This is a genomic window from Nocardia altamirensis NBRC 108246, assembly GCF_001612685.1.
Classification (GTDB): domain Bacteria; phylum Actinomycetota; class Actinomycetes; order Mycobacteriales; family Mycobacteriaceae; genus Nocardia; species Nocardia altamirensis.
Genome location: NZ_BDAY01000069.1, coordinates 1 through 19604 on the forward strand (window position 1 = coordinate 1; position 19604 = coordinate 19604).

The following is a 19604-nucleotide window of genomic DNA, read 5'->3' on the forward strand; positions in this document are numbered from 1 at the left end:
GCCCGGCCGCCGCGCCGCCGCGCACGGGCAGTTCCCCGGTAGCCCAGGACATCGCGGGCACCCCCGCCGCGCGGACGCCGGACCGGCGCCCGCCCGCCGAGGACAGCAGGCGCACTCCGCCGCCCGCACGCGCCGAACAGGAGGCGGCCGAAGAGGTCACCGACATCCTGCCGCCGCTCGACGAGACCCCGCGTGCCAAGCGCAAGAAGGACAGCAAGGGCAGCGACGGTGCCGCACCACCCAAATCGGTCGGCGCTGTCCCCCTGTCCCGGCTGGCGGCCAGTAAACAGCGCAGGAACAAGCGCCTGCTCGTCATCGGACGCTCGACCCTGGTGATGTTCGCCGTGCTCTGTCTGCTGTCCACCGGTGGCGGCTGGAGCTATCTGCGCTACACCACCGACGGCTTCACTCAGGTGGAGGCGATCGACGGCAACGACGACGATGTCGTCGACTCGGGCGCGCAGCTCGGTGACGAGAACTTCCTGCTGGTCGGCACCGACACCAGGGTCGGCGCCAACGGCCAGCTCGGCGCAGGCACGCTCGACGACGCCGAAGGTTCGCGCGCGGACACGGTCATGCTGGTGAACATCCCGAAGAACCGCTCGCGGGTCGTCGTCGTCTCCTTCCCCCGCGACCTCGATGTCACCCGCCCGGTGTGCAACGGCTGGGACAACGAAAAGGTCCAGTACACCACCGAATCCTTCCCGTCGGCCATCGGCGACAAGCTCAACGCCGTCTACGCGCTCGGCGGACCGAAGTGCCTGGTGAACGTGATCAAGAAGATGACAGGCCTGACCATCGGGCACTTCATCAGCATCGACTTCGCCGGGTTCGAGCGGATGGTCGATCAGGTCGGCGGCGTTGATATCTGCACGACCAAGCCGATCGTCGACGATGTCCTCGGCACGGTCCTGGAAACCACGGGCCAGCAACACATCTCCGGCGAGACCGCGCTCAACTACGTCCGTGCCAGGCACGTCAAGGGCGAAGAGCGCAGCGACTACGACCGCATCAACCGCCAGCAGCGGTTCCTGGCGTCGCTGCTGCGCGGTGCGCTGTCCGGCAGGGTGCTGTTCGATCCAGGCAAGTTGAATGGCTTCATCGCTGCGTTCACCGAGCACACCTGGGTGGACAAGGTGGATGCGAAAGCACTGCTGACCCTCGGCCGTTCGCTGCAGAAGGTCGACGCGGGCGCGGTGACCTTCCTGACCATCCCGACCGCGGGCACCACCTCCTACGGCAACGAGATCCCGCGCGAGACCGACATCAAGGCCCTCTTCCGCGCGATCATCGACGACCGGCCGCTGCCCGGCGAGAAGAAGGCGCCGCCTGCGCCCGAGTCGAGCACGGCACCGCCGCCCGCCCCGCCGAAGCTGACCGCGGTCAACCCGGGCAGCGTCCCGCTGCTGGTCTCCAACGGCACCGGGACGGCGGGCATGGCGGCGACCGCGGCCACCAAGCTGGCCAACCAGGGTTTCCAGATCAACAGCACCGGCAACTTCTCGGAGGGGTCCTCGAAGACCACCAAGATCCGTTACTCCAGCGGGCACGAGGCCGAGGCGGCGACGGTCGCCACCTCGATCGCCGGAGCAACGTTGGAGATGGCCAACGAGCTCGGCGCCACCGTCGAGGTCGTGCTCGGCGAGAACTACGGCGGGGTGATCAAGCCGCCGACCCCGTTCGGCGACCCGATCACGAACGTGTCGACCACGCCCGCCGCGGACGCGACGCCGGTCGTGCTGCCCTCCGATCTGGAGCACATGAACGCCGCCGACGACACCTGCAAGTAGATACCGCCCCCACCTGCGGCAACACCACCGCTAACCATCGGCACCGGGCATTCACCCTCCGTTGGTGACACCGTCAGCGCCGGGAACTAATGTCTGATTTCATGCGTGTCATCTACAACGAGCAAATGGCCGATCTCGCCCACCTGTTGGGCGAGATGGCCGGCCTGGCGGGGGCGGCCATGGATCGGGCCACCCAGTCATTGCTCCAAGCCGACCTCGCTCTGGCAGAGCAGGTGATCACCGAGTCCGACCGGATCGCCGAGCTGATCCAGGACGCCGAGGAGAAAGCGTTCGCGCTGCTTGCGTTGCAGGCACCGGTCGCTGGCGACCTGCGGCAAGTGGTGAGCGCGATCCAGATCGTTGCCGACGTGAACCGCATGGGCGCACTGGCACTGCACGTCGCCAAGGTGGCGCGCAGGCGGCACCCCAATCACGCGCTACCCGAGGCGGTCAACGGCTACTTCGCCGAGATGGGCCGCATCGCCGTCAACATGGGCGCAGGCGCCAAAGAGGTGCTGGAGACCCGTGATCCGGAGCGCGCCGCGCAGCTCAACGAGGACGACGAGGCGATGGACGATCTGCACCGTCACCTCTTCAGCCTGCTGATGGACCGGGACTGGAAGTACGGCGTCGCCGCTGCGGTCGACGTCACGCTGCTCGGCCGCTACTACGAGCGCTTCGCCGACCACGCCGTCGAAATCGGCCGCCGCGTCATCTTCCTCGTCACCGGCGTGCTTCCGCCGGACCCGGACGTCGAGGCTTGAGAAAGCCTGGTCTTCCCCGAATAGGTTGATACCCAACCTATTCGGTATGCCTTACCCAAAACCTCCGGCAGCGCCCGACATCCCGGCTGCGCTGCCGCCGCCCGAACGCCATAGACGACACACTCGCTCCGGCTGACACACGCAGAAAAGGCCCGCACCTATCCGGTGTGGGCCTTTCTGGTCTTGCGGCGCGGTACTTTTAGCCGAAGCGACCGGAGATGTAGTCTTCCGTCGCCTTCTGGCCGGGGTTGGAGAAGATCTTCTCGGTGTCGTCGATCTCGATCAGCCGACCCGGCTTGCCCTGAGCCTCCAGGTTGAAGAAGCCGGTCTGGTCACTCACACGCGCAGCCTGCTGCATGTTGTGGGTGACGATGACGATCGTGAATTCCTTCTTCAGCTCGGTGATCAGGTCCTCGATCGCGAGCGTGGAGATCGGGTCGAGCGCCGAACACGGCTCGTCCATCAGCAGCACGTCCGGGGACACCGCGATCGCACGGGCGATGCACAGTCGCTGCTGCTGACCGCCGGACAGGCCGCCACCCGGCTTGTCGAGCCGATCCTTGACCTCGTTCCACAGGTTCGCGCCGCGCAGCGAGCGCTCGGCGACCTCGTCGAGCTCCTTCTTGTTGCGCACGCCCTGCAGCTTGAGCCCGGCCACCACATTGTCGCGAATCGACATGGTGGGGAACGGGTTCGGGCGCTGGAACACCATGCCGATGGTGCGCCGCACGCCGACCGGGTCGACAGTCGCACCGTAGATGTCTTCGCCGTCCAGCAGCACCGCACCTTCGACGCGGGCGCCGGGAATCACCTCGTGCATGCGGTTGAGCGAGCGCAGCACCGTGGACTTACCGCAACCCGACGGTCCGATGAAGGCGGTCACACTGCGCGGCAACACGTTCAGCTTCACGTCGGCGACCGCGTGGAACTTGCCGTAGTAGATGTTCAGGTCTTTGACGTCGATCCGCTTGGCCATCTGAGTTTCCTATCGGTTCCGCGTAAGCAGCTTGTTGACGACCGCGGCCGCCGCGTACAGCAGCGCGATGAGCAGGATCAGCGTCAGTGCCGCGCCCCACACGCGCTCCCTGCCTGCGGCCTCCGGGTTCGCCAGCTCTTGGTAGATCAGCAGCGGCAGCGAGGCCATGTTGCCGTCGAAGAGGTTGGTGTTGATCGACTTGGCGTAACCCACGAGGACCAGCACCGGCGCGGTCTCGCCCATGACGCGGGCGAGGGCGAGCAGGATGCCGCTGATCATGCCCGGGGCCGCGGTCGGTACGACGATCCGCACGATCGTCTTCCACTTCGGAATCCCCAATGCGTAGGACGCCTCACGCAACTCGTTCGGAACGAGCTTCAGCATTTCCTCGGTGCTGCGTACCACCACCGGCAGCATCAGCAGCACCAGAGCCAACGACACGGCGAAGGAACTCTGCGGAGCTCCGAAGGTAGCGATCCACAGCGCGAAGATGAACAGCGCCGCGACGATGGACGGCACACCCGCCAGGATGTCCACCATGAACGTTGTGGTCTTCGCGAGCCAGCCGCGTCCGTACTCGACCAGGTAGACGGCGGCCATGATGCCGAGCGGCACCGCGATCACCGCGGCGACGGCCGACTGCACGATGGTGCCGTAGATCGCGTGGTAGACACCGCCTCCGGACTGTTCGGGCAGGATGCCCTTCTGCGACTTCTGCCACCAGTCCAGCGACGCGATCGCGTCGAAGCCCTTGCTCACCACCATGATGAGCACCCAGGCCAGCGGAATCAGCGCGATCGCGAAGCACACCCAGACCACGCCGGTCGCGACGTTGTTGCGGATCCGCCTGCTTGTGCTCACATGCCGGAACGTCGGCGCCTTGATCGGCTTGTCGAGCGTCGTTGTCATCAGTTCACCCTTCCGCCTGCCGCGAGCCGTGCCAGCGCGTTGACGACGAATGTCAGCGCGAATAGCACGAAGCCTGCGGCAATGTAAGCGCCTGTCGGCAGCGGAGAACTGAATTCCGAAGCCGCGGAGGCGATTTTGGAGGCGAACGTGTAGCCGCCGTCGAACACCGACCAGTGCCCCGCCTGCGCCGAAGTACGCAGCACCACCAGTACCGCGATCGTCTCACCGAGCGCACGACCGAGGCCGAGCATGGAGCCGGCGATCACACCGCTGCGACCGTAGGGCAGCACAGTCATCCGCACCATCTCCCACTTCGTAGCGCCCAACGCGTGGGCGGCCTCGATGTGTTCGGCCGGAGTCAGGTTGAAGACCTCACGGGAAACCGAGGTGATGATCGGCAGGATCATCACCGCGAGGACGATGCCCGCCGTGAAGATCGTGCCGCCGCCGCCGATCGACACATTGCCGTCAGAGAACAGGAAGAACCAGCCGAGGTTGTCGTTCAGGAAGGTCTGTACCGGTTCCAGCTGGGGCGCGAGCACCAGGAAGCCCCAGAGACCGAACACGATCGACGGTACCGCGGCCAGCAGGTCGACGAGCATCGCGAACGGACGCGCCAGTATCTTCGGCGAGTAGTGGGTGAGGAACAACGCGATACCCACCCCGATGGGTACCGCGATCACCAGCGCGAAGATCGAACTCAGCACCGTGACCATGAACAGGTCCCTGATACCGAACCGTAGGTGGTCGGCATCGCCGGTGCTGAATTCGGTGCTGGTGACGAAGTTTGCTTCGTTCGCCATGACCGAGGGCACTGCGCGAATCAGCAGGAATATCGCGATCAATGCGATGGCGGCGACAATAGTCGCACCGGCTGCCGTCGCCAATGACCGGAAGATGATCTCGGCGCGCTGGCTGTGGAACTGACGGCCCTTGGCTTTGGCCGGTTCGGTGCTAGGTGTGCTCGGCATTTGCGAAGTATCTCCAGCCGCATGCGGGCCCATCGAGTCCGACGAGCCCGCAGCGGCCACCTCAGGGTGCACGGTCATGGCGATGCGATCAGGAGATGGCGTTGATCGCGGTGTTGAGGCGTGTCTTGAACTTGTCCGGGATCGGGATGTAACCGGCCTCGTCAAGGCCCTTCTGGCCGTTGGTGGTGGCCGAGTTCAGGAACGCCTTGACTGCCTTGGCGGTTTCCGCGTCCTTGTACTTGGAGCACACGATCTCGTAGGTGGCCAGCACGATCGGGTACGCCCCCGCCTCGGTCGGCTTGTAGAACGAGCTGGTGTCGAGCACCAGGTCGTTACCCTCACCCTTGATCTTCACACCGTCGATGGCCTTGCCCGCGGACGCGGTGTCCAGCTTCACCGGGGTCTTGGCGGCCGAGGTGATGATCTGCGCGATGGACAGGTTCTGCGACTTCGCGAACGACCACTCGTTGTAGGTGATGGCGTTCTTGGTGTTCTTGATCGCGGCCGAGGTGCCCTCGTTGCCCTTCGCGCCCTCGCCGACACCGCCGGTGAAGGCCTTGCCCGCGCCCTTGCCCCACGCGCCGTCGGAGGCCGCGTCCAGGTAGAGCTGGAAGTTGTCGGTGGTGCCGGACTCATCGCTGCGGAAGATCACAGCGATCTTGTCGGACGGCAGCTTGGCGTTCGGGTTCAGTGCCTTGATCTCGGGGGCATCCCAGGTGGCGATGGCGCCGTTGAAGACCTTGGCTGCGGTCGGGCCGTCCAGCACCAGATCGGTCACGCCGTCGATGTTGTAGGTGATCGCGATCGGGCCGAACACGGTGGGCAGGTTCCACGCCGGTGCGCCGCATCGCTCCTGCGCCTTGGCAGGCTCTTCCTTCTTCGAGCTCAGCGGTGAGTCGGAGCCACCGAAATCGGTCTGGCCGCCGATGAATTCGTTGACGCCCGCGCCCGAGCCGCTCGAGGTGTAGTTGAGCGTGTAGCCGTCACAGTTCGCCTCGTAGGCGGCGACGAAGCGGTCCATGGCGTTCTTCTGCGCCGTCGCACCGCTGGCCTTGAGCGCCTTCTTACCGCCACAGGCGACGCTGCTGTTGGCTGCGTTCGCGGGGTCCGACGGCGTGTTTTCATCACTGCCGCACGCGACGAGCGTCATGGCACCGACGGCCAGCACACCCGCAAGGGCGCTGCTGCGCTTGAGATTCACTATTCCTCCGTGAAGGCGTCCTACTCGCCCGGTCCCTCACCGGCCCGGACGGGTGATGTGGTGCAGTTCGCGAGAAGCTTGCGCACCAGGCAGCCGTGGGCTCCCCACCAATCAACGTAAAGTCACGTGGTTGACAGCTGGACCGACCTGAGTGAACGGCGGGTGAACAGGCAAGCGCGATTGAGCCCGTTATGTGTGACATTAGCCGCAGTTTTACTCAGGCACCCCCGGAGCGGCCCCTGCTATTCAGTTTCGGCCGCCGAATACGCGACATCGATATGCGCGGGAGCGAACCCGAGTCGGGTGTAAGTGTGTACGGCAGCGGCGTTGTCGGCCTCGGTGTAGAGCAGCACCTCGGCGAGGCCGCGATCGCGCAGGTAGTGCAGACCGGCGAGGGTGAGCAGGCGGCCGAGCCCGCGCCCTTGCGCGGCCGGATCGATGCCGACCACGTACACCTCACCGGTCGGCGGTTTTTCGTCGTAATGCACCTTGGTCCAATGGAATCCGAGGACCCGCTCCGGGTGCGCGGTGTCGGTCGCGAGGAACAGACCTTTCGGGTCGAACCACGGCTCGGCGTGCCGTGCCTCGATGTCGCGTTCGGACCAGCCGCCCTGTTCTGGATGCCACGCGAAGGCGGCGTTGTTCACGCGCAGCAATTCGGCGTTGTCGGCAGGTCCGGAGTAAGTGCGGAGAGTCACTCCACTTCGAACGGGAAGAGCAGGTAGCTCTGGCGTTGCCAGCGCCCTGCGCATTTGCCACAACTCACGCGCGGTATGTAGACCGAGACGAGCCGCGACGGCTTTGGCGGCGGGCCGATCGCCGTGCGCCCAGACCCTGGCACCTGGCCCGCCCTCGGCGAGCGCGGCCGTGACCAGGCCGGTGCCGATGCCATTGCCGCGCGCGGGCGGGTCGACCGCGACCTCGGCCATGGCGGGATGTTCACCATGCGCGGGAACAAGATTCGCGTATCCGGCAATCCGGCCGTCCTGCTCGGCGAGCAGGTGCCTCACCTCGGGTTCGTCGGCCGTCGCCAGCGAAAGAACGGCTTGTTCGGAGATCGGAGCAACCCCGTCGGCGGCGGTCGCCCGGTCGAGCAACTGCCGGACCTCGGCGGCCGCTTCCGCGCCGATGCGCTCGGTCCACCGTGTTGCCGCGCCGGTCATCGGACTCCATTCGTCGCCGGATGTCGGGTCCCCGAGCGGGTTCCCCACCCGGACAACGTCATTCCGTCGCTCAACATTTCGCGGCCGGTCGGCGGCACCAATCGGACGCTTGAACGTCATGCGAACGCATAATGACGCGCCGGTATTTCGGATTATCCGGCGCGGGCGCCGAGCTCACTGCGCAGAGCCGTTGACCGGAGCGAGCGGCACGTCGTCGGTCCCCTCCTGCTCGTCGTCCGCGACAGGCACCGCCTCGCCCTTCGCGGTCCGCGACGGCCGCACCGCCTTGTAGCCGACATTGCGCACGGTGCCGATCAGCGACTCGTACTCGCTGCCGAGCTTGGCGCGCAGCCGTCGGACGTGCACATCGACCGTGCGGGTGCCGCCGAAGAAGTCGTAGCCCCAGACCTCCTGCAGCAGCTGGGCCCTGGTGAACACCCGGCCTGCGTGCTGCGCAAGATACTTGAGCAGTTCGAATTCCTTGTAGGTGAGATCGAGCGGACGCCCGCGCAACCGCGCGGTGTAGGTGCCCTCGTCGATCACCAGCTCACCGAGGGTGATCTTGCCGCTGTTCTCCGGGCTGGCGACGCCGCCGTTGCGGCCGACGAGCAGCCGCAGCCTGGCGTCCAGCTCGGCAGGCCCGGTGCCTGGCAGCAAGATGTCGTCGAGGCCCCAGTCCGCGTTCACCGCGACCAGGCCGCCCTCGGTCAGCACCGCGACGACCGGCACCGACGAACCGGTGCTGCCGAGCAGGCGGCACAGGCCGCGCGCGGCGGCGAGATCGGTGCGCGCGTCGACAAGTGCGACATCCGCGGATCCCGCCTCGAGCAGCGACGAGACCTCGGTGGGCGCCGGACGCACGTTGTGCGCCAGCAAGGCCAACGAGGGCAGCACCGACTCGGGGTTGGGGTCAGAGGTCAGCAGGAGCAGCTCCACAAGCTTCTCCTCCCATCTCGTAGCTCCGAGGACAACAGCCACACTGCCGGGGGCCACGTCGCTGATCACAGGTAATTCGGATGCAAGATTAGCCTGTGAACCCCGATGACCTCGCCATCCGGGTTGCCGACGCACCCCAAGTGATATGTCTGATACCAGAAATGCACCGTAGGCACGGTGCCGATAAGGTTCAGCAATGCGCAAGCTCATCATCGGGCTGCTGATTCTCGCGGGACTGGCAGTGGTCATCGATTTCGGCGTCGCGGCCTATTCGGAATATCGAGTCTCGCGCGCGCTACGCACGGGCGCCGACCTCGCCGCCGACCCCGAGGTGTCCATCGGCAGCTTTCCGTTCCTTGTCGAAGCCGCCAACGGCCGCTACGACAAGGTGCTGATGCGGGCCTACGGCAAGCGCCCCGATATTCCGGGTGAGCTCCCGCTCGAGGCGACGCTGACCGGCGTGCGGCTGCCGATGCGCGAGCTGGTCGACGGCAGCCTGCGCAACGTCCCGGTGGAGCAGATCGACAGCTCGCTGCGGATCAAGCCGACCGAGCTCGGCAGGCTGTTCAACATCCCGAACCTGCAGGTGCACGGCGCCGAGGCAGATAAATCCGACGGCACCGGCGGCTCCGGCGGATCGGGGATGACCACCACCGACGGCAAGCTGTGCCTCACCGGCACCATGCCCGAGCAGTCGGGCGCCCAGTTCGCCGGCGAGAACGTGGCCGTGCAGGCCGACCTGTTCCTCGACGGCGGTCAGGTCAAGATCGTGGCGACCGGCTCGTGCAAGGGCGCGGACGCCACCACCGTCCCGGTCGCGATGCTGCCCGAGCAGCAACGCCCAGCGGTGCTCGCGGCGTTCACCCGTACTATCGACATCAAGGAATTGCCGTTCGGTGTCCAGCCCATGAAAGTCCGTGCAGACGGCGGACAAATCGTGGTGCAGGGCAAGGGCGTGAACGTCACGATCGACCTCGACCGATTGCAGCAACCATGATTGAAATCACAATTCTGGCAGTGATGTTGCTCGCCGCGGTGGCGGTGGGGATCGTGCTGCGCCGCAGGGACGGCAAGGTCCGGGTCGCCGACGTCATCGAAACCCGGTCCGCGCGCGCCGATCTGCTCGCCACCGTCGGCGTCACCGGAACCGGCCCCGCCGTGCTGCACTTCTCCGCCGACTGGTGCGGGCCGTGCGCCGCGGTCCGGCGCGTGGTCGCCGATGTCACCGGCCAGCTGGCCGAGTCGCCGCAGCCGCCGCTGGACATCGAGGTCGACATCGACGCCGAGCCCGCGCTGGCCAAGGAGCTCAACGTGCTCTCGCTGCCGACCACGTTCGTCTTCGATAGTGAAGGCCGCGAACGCTTTCGGATCTCCGGCGTGCCGAAGGTGACCGATCTGCGCACGGCGCTCGAGCCGCTGACCGTGGCCGCGTAGCGCACGAACGCGCCACCCGCATAGCCGCCTTGACAGACCCAATTCGGAACTGTCTGCAACCCGGGCTCCAATTACCCCGCCCAATTGGGTAAACTGCATTCGTGCTTTCCAACCACGAGCTGATGCTCACCCGACGCCGCACAGTGGATCTGTGTCGCCTCGGTGGTTGTTGCTGCCTGTGCCGCTGAGCGGTCGGCCCTCTCAGATTTCCTGACGCCGACCTTTGTTCGCCGCGCGAGTGATCTCTTGATCCCCCGGCGAACTGGCAATTTTCCCGCCACCAGTCGCATCAAGCTCAGGAGTACGCATAATGTCCACTGAGATCCGTAATACTTCGCAGAATCAGCCAAATGCCAACGGACAGGCAGCATCTGATGCGCCGCTCCCGGGTCCCTCCGTGGTGACGCAAGCTACCGCCTCCGGGCCTGCCGCTCACGTCGATGTTCGCGGCCCACGCTTCGCCGCGTGGATCACCACCGCCGTCCTGGTCCTGGTGCTGATCGCCGCCATCTTCTCCCCCGTCGCCGCCGCGGTGCTCATCGCCATCCAAGCCGTCGTCTTCGCGATCGGCGCCGCCTACGGACCGCGCAAGCATCCGTACGGCCGCATCTACGCGAAGTTCGTCGCGCCGCGCGTGGCACCGACCACCGAGACCGAACCCGTGCCGCCGCTGAAGTTCGCGCAGCTGCTCGGCCTCGTCTTCGCGGTGGCCAGCCTGCTGGGCTTCGTGCTCGGCTCCACAGTTGTCGGCGTGGTGTTCGCCGGCTTTGCCCTGTTCGCAGCGTTTTTGAACGCGGCGTTCGGGATTTGCCTGGGCTGCCAGATCTATCCACTGGTCGCCCGCTTCCGTCGGGCCACCCCGTCCCCGGCACCGAACTGACCCTTGCAAGTCATCTGAAAGGAACAACATGGCTCGCTCCGATGTCCTGGTCTCCGTGGACTGGGCCGAAGAGAACCTCAACGCCCCCGGCGTCGTATTCGTCGAGGTCGACGAGGACACCTCCGCCTACGACGGTGGCCACATCGAGGGCGCCGTCCGGCTCGACTGGAAGAAGGACCTGCAGGATCAGGTTCGTCGTGACTTCGTGAACCAGGAGCAGTTCTCCGATCTGCTCTCGGCGCGCGGCATTTCGAACGACGACGAGGTTGTGCTGTACGGCGGCAACAACAACTGGTTCGCCGCCTACGCCTACTGGTACTTCAAGCTGTACGGCCACAACAACGTCAAGCTGCTCGACGGCGGCCGCAAGAAGTGGGAGCTCGACGGCCGTCCGCTGTCCACCGACGGCGTCAGCCGCCCGGCCACCACCTACAAGGCGGCCGCCCCCGACGTGTCGATCCGCGCCTTCCGCGACGAGGTCATCGCCGCGATCGGCACCAAGAACCTGGTCGACGTCCGTTCGCCCGACGAGTTCTCCGGCAAGATCCTGGCCCCCGCGCACCTGCCGCAGGAACAGAGCCAGCGCCCCGGCCACATCCCCGGTGCCATCAACGTGCCGTGGAGCAAGGCCGCGAACGAAGACGGCACCTTCAAGTCCGACGGCGAGCTCGCCGAGCTCTACAAGGAAGCGGGCCTGGACGGCGAGAAGCAGACCATCGCCTACTGCCGGATCGGCGAGCGTTCCTCGCACACCTGGTTCGTGCTGCAGGAGTTGCTCGGCCACAGCAATGTCAAGAACTACGACGGGAGCTGGACCGAGTACGGCTCCCTCGTCGGTGCACCGATCGAGTTGGGAGCATAACCATGTGCGCAGCACCTACCCAGGGTCAGGCCATCCCCGCAGGCGTCGACGTGGAGAAGGAGACGGTCATCACCGGCCGCGTCCTGAGCACCGACGGGCAGCCGGTCGGCGGCGCGTTCGTGCGCCTGCTCGACGGCAACGGTGACTTCACCGCCGAGGTCGTCGCCTCGGGCACCGGCGACTTCCGCTTCTTCGCGGCACCGGGCGCATGGACCGTGCGTGCGCTCTCCTCGGCGGGCAACGGCTCCGCGGAGATCCGTCCCGACGGTGCGGGCATTCACCCCGTCGACGTCGCGGTCGCCAAGTAAAACGGATGTAAGAAACCTCACGCAGCTAACGGCCCCGGGCTTCCCCACTATGACGGGAAGCACCGGGGTCGTTTGTGTACCGGCTCGCTGTTGTCGTTAGACTCCAAATGTGGTCGTCTTCTTCGAGATTCTGCTGGTGGCCGTCGCCATCCTGATCGGCTGGTTCGGTCTGTACGTCTTCTATCGGCTGTTCACCGAGTCATGAGCGAACTCGCGAGCGAAGGTTCCAGCCCAGCCGAGCGAGCGAGTGAACAACTGAACGGCAACGCTGCGGCCGACGTACCCGGCCGTCGCAGCGGCGATCAAGCCGTGTCAGAGGCCGCTGAGCGCGCCAAGGCCACCGGAGCCCGCAACATTCCGGCGCTACCCGATCTGCCGCTGCCCGTCGATACCGCCAATCTGCGCCTCGGGCCGGATCTCAGCGCGTCCATGCTCGCGCTGTTGCCGATGGTCGGCGTGTGGCGTGGTGAGGGCGAAGGCAACAACCCCGACCGTGGCGACTACCGGTTCGGGCAGCAGATCGTCGTCTCGCACGATGGTGGCGACTACCTGTCGTGGGAATCCCGGTCCTGGGTGATCGACGCCAAGGGCGAGTACGGCGGCCCCGATCTGCGTGAGAGCGGATTCTGGCGGGTCGGCATCGACGGCAACGACGAGGTGATCGAGCTGCTGCTCACGCACAGCACCGGCATCGTCGAACTCTTCTACGGCCAGGCACTCACCCAGTCGTCCTGGGAACTCGCCACCGACGTGGTGATCCGCAGCCAGTCCGGCATCGTGGTCGGCGGCGCGAAGCGGTTGTACGGCATCGTCGAAGGCGGCGACCTCGCCTACGTCGAGGAGCGCGTGGTGGCCGACGGCCCGCTGGCCCCCCGCCTATCCGCCCGCCTACAGCGCTACATCGGCTGACTTACCGCTCATCTCTTTCCGTACCGGGACAACAGATCTCGCGAGAACATGGGTAACTCGGAGGGGCGGACGAGAACGACCCCCGAGCCCTACCGGTGCGCGGTTGGGGCGCACGGGTCCTGGTCGGACTCAACCAGGGGCTCGGGGGTCGGGTGACTGCGTGGTTTTCGTCAGCGCTCGCGCGGGCGAATCACCTGCAGCGGTGGCGCTAGCGCGCAGCCACCTCACGTGTCCTTTGAATAACCATTCTTGGAACCACCTCCTTCCTCGCGTACTGATGAATTTAGCGAGGAGTCAGCGGGTCGGCAACGGAATTTCTCCACGGGCGGAAGAGGTCATCGAATGATCGAGAAAATCGACCGTCACCTGCGATGATGCGTCGACTCGCACGATGACGTCCGCGCGGTGGTCCGACGATAATTGATGTGTGACGACCACCACAGTTCGATCAGGCGCCACGAGCCCGCTGTCGGCATCGAGCAACTCGCGCAACAGCTGTGCGCCGGCCTCGGACTCCATGTGCTCGGTGGGCTCGTCGAGCAGCAACACCTGGGCGGGCGCGACAAGAGCACGCGCCAACAGAATTCGGCGACGCTGACCACCCGACACCGCGGCGGCGCCGCCGATCAGATCGGTGTGCACGCCCTCCGGTAGTGCCGCCAGCCAGTCGCCGAGACCCGCTGTGCGCAAAGCGGTTTCCGCCTCGTCCGCGGTGAGGTCACCGCGGGCCACCCGCAGGTTCTCGAGGATCGAGGTACCGAACAGGTGGGCATCCTCCGCGAAGAAGGTGACCCCGGGACGTGGGGTGCCGAACAGCCCGGCCCACACCATCAGCAGCGTGGTCTTCCCAGCCCCGCTCGGCCCGACCACGGCGATGCGACGGCCGCTCGGGAGCTCCGGGAGTTGTTGTGCCGCTACTCGGTCCGCACTCGCACCGTCCCTCGACGCGGAGTGCTCGGCCGCGGTCAGGCGATGCAGTGCTGCGCGTGCGGTGGCGAGCGCCTGCGCTGCGGCAGGCAGGGGGCCGACCGCCTCGAATGCCGACAGCGGGAGCAGGACCAGCACGGCGAGCGCCATGGGTGTCATCGCACCCGGTGCGCCGCCGGACGGACCATAGAGCGTGACGCCGATCAGCAAGGCGCCAAGCACACTTGCACCGATGGCGAGCGGAGTTGCCGCGGCGGACCAGGCGCTGCGCGCGGCGGCCGCATCTTCCGCGGTCACCGCGCGCCGAGATGCCTCGGCGGCAGCGTCGAGTGCCGCATCGAGCCGGCCAGCGACCCGAAGCTCCGCCGCGTGATCGAGCACCGTGAGTGCCTGCGCGGTGAACTCCGCCCGATCCACCCGCACCGCGCGCTCGGCTTCCTGCGCCGCCCGCGCGGACAACCACGGCGCCACTATTCCCGAAAGCGCCAGTGCACCAGCCAGAATCGCGGCGGCGGCGACCGAGATGGCGGCAAGCAGTCCGATCGCAACCGTCGCGAGGACGACCGCGACCGCGACCGGAACGAAGACGCGCACCACGACCGCGCCGAGATCGTCTATGTCGCTGCCGATTCGGACGAGCAGATCCCCGCGCCGCAAGGGGGCGTTACCGCTGGCCCGCGCCGAATCACCAGCACGCCCGGCAACGGTAACAACCCGATCCGCGCGCGCAACCTCCCCGGCCCGATCCGCGCCTGCCGTTGCTCGCAGCCCGGCGCCGGGCCTGCGTAGCCAGACGTCGGACCGCGCCAACGTCCGATAGACCGTCGTCCGTGCCGTCCCCATCGCCCGCAGCGCAACATCGTGCGTAGCAAGCCGTTCCAGATACCGGCACAGCCCCCGGGAAATCCCGAGCGCCCGCACGGTGACCACCGCAATGCTCAGATCCAGCACCGGCGGCATCTCCCACGCCCGAGCGATCAACCACGCGGCCAGCGCCGCAAGCCCGAGGCCGCTGCCGAGCGCGAGCACCCCCCACCCGACCGCAACCACGACCCGCCACCGAGACAACTCGAGCAATGTCCACATGCGTCGCAGATCCCCGACCAGCCCGCCGTCTGCGCTGCGAACTGCCGATCCCGTAGCCCCGCTCATCGGCGGATCACCCCTGACACCCTCGGTCGATCAGCGCCGGTCGGCACGTCGAATCTGCTGTCGCCGAACCGAAATATCCCGTCAACGACCTCGCGCATCGGCCGGTCACCCCCGTATCTCGGTGAGCTCGCCGGTCGTGGCATGCACCTCCACGATGTGGTCGGCGGCGGCGAGAACTGTTGGGCGGTGGCCGATCACGAGGACGGTGGCGCCTGCCCTGGCCCGTTGCGCCAATGCGACGAGTACCGTCGCTTCGCTGTCGGCGTCGAGGTGGGCGGTGGGTTCGTCGAGGAGCAGGATCGGGCGGTCGGTGGCGAGGACTCTGGTGAGGGCCAAGCGCTGGCACTGACCGAGGGAAAGCCCGACACCGCCGGGGCCGACGATGGTGTCCCAGCGGTCGGGCAGCTCGTCCAGGACGGCATCGAATCCGGTAGCCAGACAGGCGGCTTCGAGTTCGTCGACGATTCGGGCCGGTCCTGGTGCGGGGGAAGCACTGGTGTGCGCGCCGAAGAGTTCGAGGTTTTCGCGCAGCGTGCCCGGCACCAGGACCGGTCGCTGCGGCAACCAAGCGACCCGTGCCCACCATTCGTCAGTGGGTAGCGCCCATACGTCGATTCCGTCCACCGTCACCGAGCCGCCGTCGGGCTCGAGCAAACCCAGGATTGCTTGCACTGCCGTCGATTTGCCGCTGCCGTTGGGTCCGGCGAGCACCGTGAGCTCGCCGGGCAGCACCCGCGCCGACAGGTCGGCGGGCGCGAACCCGTCCCGTGCCCGAACGGAAAGTGCACGCAGCTCGAGGACACCCGCGAAGTGGGCAGGCACCGACTCCCTTTCGAGCGCCAGAATGCCGTCGCGGTCGGGATCGGCTGGGGCGGGACTGGATTCGAGCACAGCGAAGGCTCGGTCGGCGGCCGCCATACCGTCCTGTGCGGCATGGAATCGCTCGCCGACCATACGGAGCGGCAGATACACCTCCGGAGCCAGCACGAGGGCAACCAGGCCCGCGTAAAGGCTCATCTCGCCGAAGACGAGGCGCAGGCCGATGGAGACGGCGATCAAAGCGACGCTGAGGGTCGCGAGCATCTCGAGCACCATCGAGGACAGGAACGCGATCCGCAACGCCCGCATGGTTCGCTGCCGCAAGGCATCTCCGAGATCGCGTACCCGATCGGCCATGGTGCTCGGTGCAACGGCCTCGGCCGCCGGCGGATTCGCGCCGGATTCGCGGCCGAGCGCCCGCAGCGTCGGCATGCCTGCGAACAGGTCGAGGAGCTGATCCGAAAGCCGGGTGGTGGCAACGAGGGTCGCCTCGGCACGCCCCTGGGTCAGCAGACCGATCAGGATCATGAAGATCGGGATCAGCGGCAGCGTGACCACCACGATCAGACCGGAGATCGGATCGTGGATCGCGATGACCGCCAACACGATCGGCGGGACCAGGACGGTAAGCAGCAGCGCGGGCAGGTATCCCGTGAGATAGCCGCGCAGCCCGGACAGGCCGGTGCCGACGATGACCGCGAGTTCGGTTCGCCGAGTTTCGAGTTCGCGCGGTGCGAGGCGAGCACCCGCGCCGAGCACCGCGGTTTCCAGCTCCGCGACCACGCTCGCGCCCGCCCGGTGCGCAAGCCGCGATTGCGCCAAGGTGACCAGCACCCGGCAGGCGATGGCCACCGTGAGCACGAGCAGTTCGGTCGTCCACCCGCCGAGCGTGCGCGCGCCGGGATCGGTGACGACCCCGGCGAGCACCCGGCCGAGCATGACCGCCGCGACCACGATCGATCCGGTGATCGCCAGTGACAGTGCGACACTCAGCGCCAGGTAGCGGCGAGCCGAGCGGGCGTACCGCCACAGGCGCGGGTCGACGGGCGGGCGGGCCATAGCTCAGTCCTTCGCCGTACCGAGCGGTAGACCAACGGGCGCGGGGATCTGGTCGACGGTGATCCGCTTACGGAATATCCAATACGTCCAGCCCTGATAGATCAGCACCACCGGCGTGACGATCAGCGCCGCCCAGCTCATCACCTTCAGCGTGTACGGCGTGGACGAGGCGTTGTGGATCGTGAGGTTGAATGCCGCATCGATGGTGGAGGGCAACACATTCGGGAAGAGCGACCCGAACAGGAGCGCGGTGGCCGCCGCCACGGTGAGGGCGGTCCCGGTGAACGCCCATCCGTCACGGTCGGCGTACACCGCGATGCCAGCGCCTGCCAGGCCGATCACCGCAAGCCCCAACGGAATCCAGGTCCATCCGGTGCCGTACGCCAGCTGCGTCCATAGGCCGAAGGCACCGACCACCAGGACGGTGGGCGCCAGCAGCAGCCGCGCCGTGCGTTGCGCGTCGGCACGCACCTCGCCGCCGGTCTTCAGCCCGAGGAAGACCGCGCCGTGCAGCGCGAACAGCAGCCCGGTGGTGAGCCCACCCAGCAAGGCGTAGGGCCCCAACAGCTCCCACGCCGAACCGGCGAACTGCTTCTTCTCGTTCAGCGGCACCCCGCGCACGATGTTCGCGAAGACCCAGCCCCAAGCCAGCGCCGGTATCCAGGAACCGATGCCGATGCCGATATCGCAGCGGGCCCGCCAGCGCGGGTCGTCGATCTTGCCGCGGTATTCGATGGCGCAGATGCGCAGGATCAGCGCGACGAGCAGCACCAGCAGCGCCAGGTAGAAGCCGGAGAACATGCTGGCGTACCACTCGGGAAAGGCCGCGAACATGGCGCCGCCCGCGGTGATCACCCACACCTCGTTGCCGTCCCACACCGGTCCGATGGTGTTGAGCACCACCCGGCGGCGCGTGTCGGAGCCCTTGCCGAGGATCGGCATCAGCATCCCGACGCCGAAGTCGAAACCCTCCAGCACGAAGTACCCGGTGAACAGCACCCCGATCAGCACGAACCAGAACTCTTGCAAACTCATCGCCGGCTCCTAATACGCGAAGGAAAGCTGTTCGACGGCAGGCTCTTCGGCGCTCGCCCGGCCGGGCGGCCCGCCGGTGCCGTCGGGACCGGTGTCGGTCGGCGGCGGCGCGGCTCGGTCGGGACCGTGTATCACGTAGCGCCGCATCAGGTAGAACCACACGATCGCCAGCGCGCCGTACAGCAGCGTGAAGGTGACCAGCGAGATCACCACCGTGGTGACCGAATGGTTGGACACGCCTTCCTGCACGGTCAGCCGCAGATTCGGGTCGCCCGTCGGATTCGGCACGACAACCCAAGGCTGGCGGCCCATTTCGGTGAACACCCAGCCTGCGCTGTTGGCCAGGAACGGCGTCGGAATGGCGAGCAGGCTGAGCCAGGAGAACCACCGCTGGTCCGGCACCCTGCCGCGACGCGTCAGCCAAAGTCCTGCCAGCGCCAGCAATCCGGAGCCCGCCGCGAGCCCGATCATCGCCCGGAAGGACCAGTAGGTGACGAACAGGTTCGGCCGGTAGTCGCCGACGCCGTACTTCGCGTTGTATTCCTGTTGCAGGTCGACGACGCCGGGCAGGGTGACGTCGCTGAACTTGCCCTTGGCCAGGTAGGGCAGCACGCCAGGCACGTCGAGCACGTGGGTCACGCTGTCGCAGTTGTTGTGCGTGCCGACCGTCAGGATCGAGAAGTCGGGGTCGGTCTTGGTGTGGCACAACGATTCCGCCGAGGCCATCTTCATCGGCTGCTGCTCGAACATCAGCTTGCCCTGGGTGTCGCCGGTGAAGAACAGCGCGACCAGCGAGACCAGCATCACCCAGCTGCCCGCGATCGCCGCAGGCCGCCACATGGTGCGCGCCTCAGCGAGCTGGGCGGCATCGCCGCTGCGCGCCTTGCGCACCATCCACCAACCCGCGATGCCTGCCACGAAAGTGCCTGCTGTCACGAAGGATCCGGCGACGACATGCGGAAAGGCCGCCAGCAGTGTGTTGTTGGTGAGCACCGCGACGATGCTGTCGAGCTCGGCGCGGCCGGTCTCCGGATTGAACCGTGCCCCGACCGGATGCTGCATGAACGAGTTCGCGGCGACGATGAAATACGCCGACGCGTTCACGCCGATGGCGACCATCCACATCGCGCCGAGGTGGACGAGTTTCGGCAATCGAGTCCAGCCGAAGATCCACAGCCCGAGGAAGGTCGACTCCATGAAGAAGGCGATCAGGCCTTCCAAGGCGAGCGGCGCCCCGAACACGTCACCGACGAAGCGGGAGTATTCGCTCCAGTTCATCCCGAACTGGAACTCCTGCACGATGCCGGTGGCGACACCGAGCGCGAAGTTGATCAGGAACAGCTTGCCGAAGAACTTGGTCAGTCGCAGCCAGTGGTCTTTGCCGGTGATCACCCACGCGGTCTGCATGGCGGCGACCAACGGCGCGAGTCCGATGGTCAGCGGCACCAGCAGAAAGTGATAGACCGTCGTGATGCCGAACTGCCACCGTGAGACGTCAAGGGCACTCAA

18 protein-coding genes are annotated in these 19604 nt (G+C 66.7%); 8 read left to right on the forward strand and 10 right to left on the reverse strand.

Annotated elements, in window-relative coordinates; genetic code table 11:
• Both NA11_RS31285 and phoU read left to right on the forward strand, forming a co-directional pair.
• The coding region (locus NA11_RS31285) for an LCP family protein (protein ID WP_141717939.1) at positions 1 to 1790 on the forward strand (1790 nt) is incomplete at its 5' end.
• A 101-nt stretch (positions 1791 to 1891) separates the two neighbouring features.
• Positions 1892 to 2554, forward strand: a complete 663-nt coding sequence (gene phoU / locus NA11_RS31290; RefSeq protein WP_069165695.1) for a phosphate signaling complex protein PhoU — start codon at positions 1892 to 1894, stop codon at positions 2552 to 2554.
• Between the two features lie 199 nt (positions 2555 to 2753).
• On the opposite strand, the gene pstB is transcribed toward phoU, so the two are convergent.
• The 6 genes from pstB to NA11_RS31320 form a co-directional block, all read right to left on the reverse strand.
• Positions 2754 to 3530 carry a phosphate ABC transporter ATP-binding protein PstB gene (gene pstB, locus NA11_RS31295; protein ID WP_069165643.1) on the reverse strand — a complete coding sequence of 259 codons (777 nt, stop codon included), beginning with the start codon at positions 3528 to 3530 and terminating at the stop codon, positions 2754 to 2756.
• A 9-nt stretch (positions 3531 to 3539) separates the two neighbouring features.
• Positions 3540 to 4439 (reverse strand): phosphate ABC transporter permease PstA, encoded by a 900-nt coding sequence (gene pstA / locus NA11_RS31300; protein WP_069165644.1) that lies wholly within the window; start codon positions 4437 to 4439, stop codon positions 3540 to 3542.
• The gene (pstC, locus tag NA11_RS31305; RefSeq protein ID WP_069165645.1) at positions 4439 to 5410 is read right to left on the reverse strand and encodes a phosphate ABC transporter permease subunit PstC; all 972 of its coding nucleotides are present in this window, start codon (positions 5408 to 5410) and stop codon (positions 4439 to 4441) included. The genes pstA and pstC overlap by 1 nt, the downstream gene beginning before the upstream one ends.
• Before the next feature lie 88 nt (positions 5411 to 5498).
• Entirely contained in the window at positions 5499 to 6611 is a 1113-nt protein-coding gene (gene pstS / locus NA11_RS31310; RefSeq protein ID WP_141717940.1) for a phosphate ABC transporter substrate-binding protein PstS, read from the reverse strand.
• A gap of 242 nt (positions 6612 to 6853) precedes the next feature.
• Positions 6854 to 7774: a mycothiol synthase gene (gene mshD / locus NA11_RS31315; RefSeq protein ID WP_069165697.1), complete on the reverse strand. Its 921-nt coding sequence runs from the start codon at positions 7772 to 7774 to the stop codon at positions 6854 to 6856.
• Between the two features lie 174 nt (positions 7775 to 7948).
• A complete protein-coding gene (locus NA11_RS31320; RefSeq protein ID WP_069165646.1) occupies positions 7949 to 8710 on the reverse strand; it encodes a winged helix-turn-helix transcriptional regulator in 762 nt (253 codons plus the stop codon).
• Positions 8711 to 8906: 196 nt separating this feature from the next.
• On the opposite strand from NA11_RS31320, the gene NA11_RS31325 reads away from it, so the two are divergent.
• From NA11_RS31325 to NA11_RS31350, 6 genes are all read left to right on the forward strand, one after another.
• Complete coding sequence (locus NA11_RS31325; RefSeq protein WP_069165647.1) at positions 8907 to 9707, forward strand: LmeA family phospholipid-binding protein; 801 nt, start codon at positions 8907 to 8909, stop codon at positions 9705 to 9707.
• Entirely contained in the window at positions 9704 to 10144 is a 441-nt protein-coding gene (locus NA11_RS31330; protein WP_069165648.1) for a thioredoxin family protein, read from the forward strand. Before NA11_RS31325 ends, NA11_RS31330 begins: the two co-directional genes overlap by 4 nt.
• A gap of 310 nt (positions 10145 to 10454) precedes the next feature.
• The gene (locus tag NA11_RS31335; protein WP_439957119.1) at positions 10455 to 11024 is read left to right on the forward strand and encodes a DUF4395 domain-containing protein; all 570 of its coding nucleotides are present in this window, start codon (positions 10455 to 10457) and stop codon (positions 11022 to 11024) included.
• Between the two features lie 28 nt (positions 11025 to 11052).
• The gene (locus tag NA11_RS31340; protein ID WP_069165649.1) at positions 11053 to 11886 is read left to right on the forward strand and encodes a sulfurtransferase; all 834 of its coding nucleotides are present in this window, start codon (positions 11053 to 11055) and stop codon (positions 11884 to 11886) included.
• A gap of 2 nt (positions 11887 to 11888) precedes the next feature.
• Positions 11889 to 12194 carry a DUF1416 domain-containing protein gene (locus tag NA11_RS31345; protein ID WP_014981486.1) on the forward strand — a complete coding sequence of 102 codons (306 nt, stop codon included), beginning with the start codon at positions 11889 to 11891 and terminating at the stop codon, positions 12192 to 12194.
• A 201-nt stretch (positions 12195 to 12395) separates the two neighbouring features.
• Positions 12396 to 13103 (forward strand): heme-binding beta-barrel domain-containing protein, encoded by a 708-nt coding sequence (locus tag NA11_RS31350; protein WP_069165650.1) that lies wholly within the window; start codon positions 12396 to 12398, stop codon positions 13101 to 13103.
• A gap of 294 nt (positions 13104 to 13397) precedes the next feature.
• On the opposite strand, the gene NA11_RS31355 is transcribed toward NA11_RS31350, so the two are convergent.
• The 4 genes from NA11_RS31355 to NA11_RS31370 all read right to left on the reverse strand — a co-directional run bounded on the left by NA11_RS31355 (position 13398) and on the right by NA11_RS31370 (position 19604).
• Positions 13398 to 15182: an ATP-binding cassette domain-containing protein gene (locus NA11_RS31355; protein WP_069165651.1), complete on the reverse strand. Its 1785-nt coding sequence runs from the start codon at positions 15180 to 15182 to the stop codon at positions 13398 to 13400.
• Positions 15183 to 15287: 105 nt separating this feature from the next.
• Positions 15288 to 17060, reverse strand: coding sequence for a thiol reductant ABC exporter subunit CydD (gene cydD / locus NA11_RS31360; protein ID WP_069165652.1), 1773 nt, complete (start codon positions 17058 to 17060; stop codon positions 15288 to 15290).
• 3 nt (positions 17061 to 17063) lie between these two features.
• Positions 17064 to 18095, reverse strand: coding sequence for a cytochrome d ubiquinol oxidase subunit II (gene cydB / locus NA11_RS31365; protein ID WP_069165653.1), 1032 nt, complete (start codon positions 18093 to 18095; stop codon positions 17064 to 17066).
• A 9-nt stretch (positions 18096 to 18104) separates the two neighbouring features.
• A complete protein-coding gene (locus tag NA11_RS31370; protein ID WP_069165654.1) occupies positions 18105 to 19604 on the reverse strand; it encodes a cytochrome ubiquinol oxidase subunit I in 1500 nt (499 codons plus the stop codon).

Bases quoted from the DNA above. Each gene is read 5' to 3' on its own strand.
- pstB (WP_069165643.1), bottom strand. From the start codon at position 3,530: ATGGCCAAGCGGATCGACGTCAAAGACCTGAACATCTACTACGGCAAG.
- cydB (WP_069165653.1), bottom strand. From the start codon at position 18,095: ATGAGTTTGCAAGAGTTCTGGTTCGTGCTGATCGGGGTGCTGTTCACC.
- NA11_RS31355 (WP_069165651.1), bottom strand. From the start codon at position 15,182: ATGAGCGGGGCTACGGGATCGGCAGTTCGCAGCGCAGACGGCGGGCTG.
- NA11_RS31345 (WP_014981486.1), top strand. From the start codon at position 11,889: ATGTGCGCAGCACCTACCCAGGGTCAGGCCATCCCCGCAGGCGTCGAC.
- cydD (WP_069165652.1), bottom strand. From the start codon at position 17,060: ATGGCCCGCCCGCCCGTCGACCCGCGCCTGTGGCGGTACGCCCGCTCG.
- pstA (WP_069165644.1), bottom strand. From the start codon at position 4,439: ATGACAACGACGCTCGACAAGCCGATCAAGGCGCCGACGTTCCGGCAT.
- pstC (WP_069165645.1), bottom strand. From the start codon at position 5,410: ATGCCGAGCACACCTAGCACCGAACCGGCCAAAGCCAAGGGCCGTCAG.
- NA11_RS31335 (WP_439957119.1), top strand. From the start codon at position 10,455: ATGTCCACTGAGATCCGTAATACTTCGCAGAATCAGCCAAATGCCAAC.
- NA11_RS31340 (WP_069165649.1), top strand. From the start codon at position 11,053: ATGGCTCGCTCCGATGTCCTGGTCTCCGTGGACTGGGCCGAAGAGAAC.
- NA11_RS31325 (WP_069165647.1), top strand. From the start codon at position 8,907: ATGCGCAAGCTCATCATCGGGCTGCTGATTCTCGCGGGACTGGCAGTG.
- NA11_RS31330 (WP_069165648.1), top strand. From the start codon at position 9,704: ATGATTGAAATCACAATTCTGGCAGTGATGTTGCTCGCCGCGGTGGCG.
- phoU (WP_069165695.1), top strand. From the start codon at position 1,892: ATGCGTGTCATCTACAACGAGCAAATGGCCGATCTCGCCCACCTGTTG.
- mshD (WP_069165697.1), bottom strand. From the start codon at position 7,774: ATGACCGGCGCGGCAACACGGTGGACCGAGCGCATCGGCGCGGAAGCG.
- NA11_RS31350 (WP_069165650.1), top strand. From the start codon at position 12,396: ATGAGCGAACTCGCGAGCGAAGGTTCCAGCCCAGCCGAGCGAGCGAGT.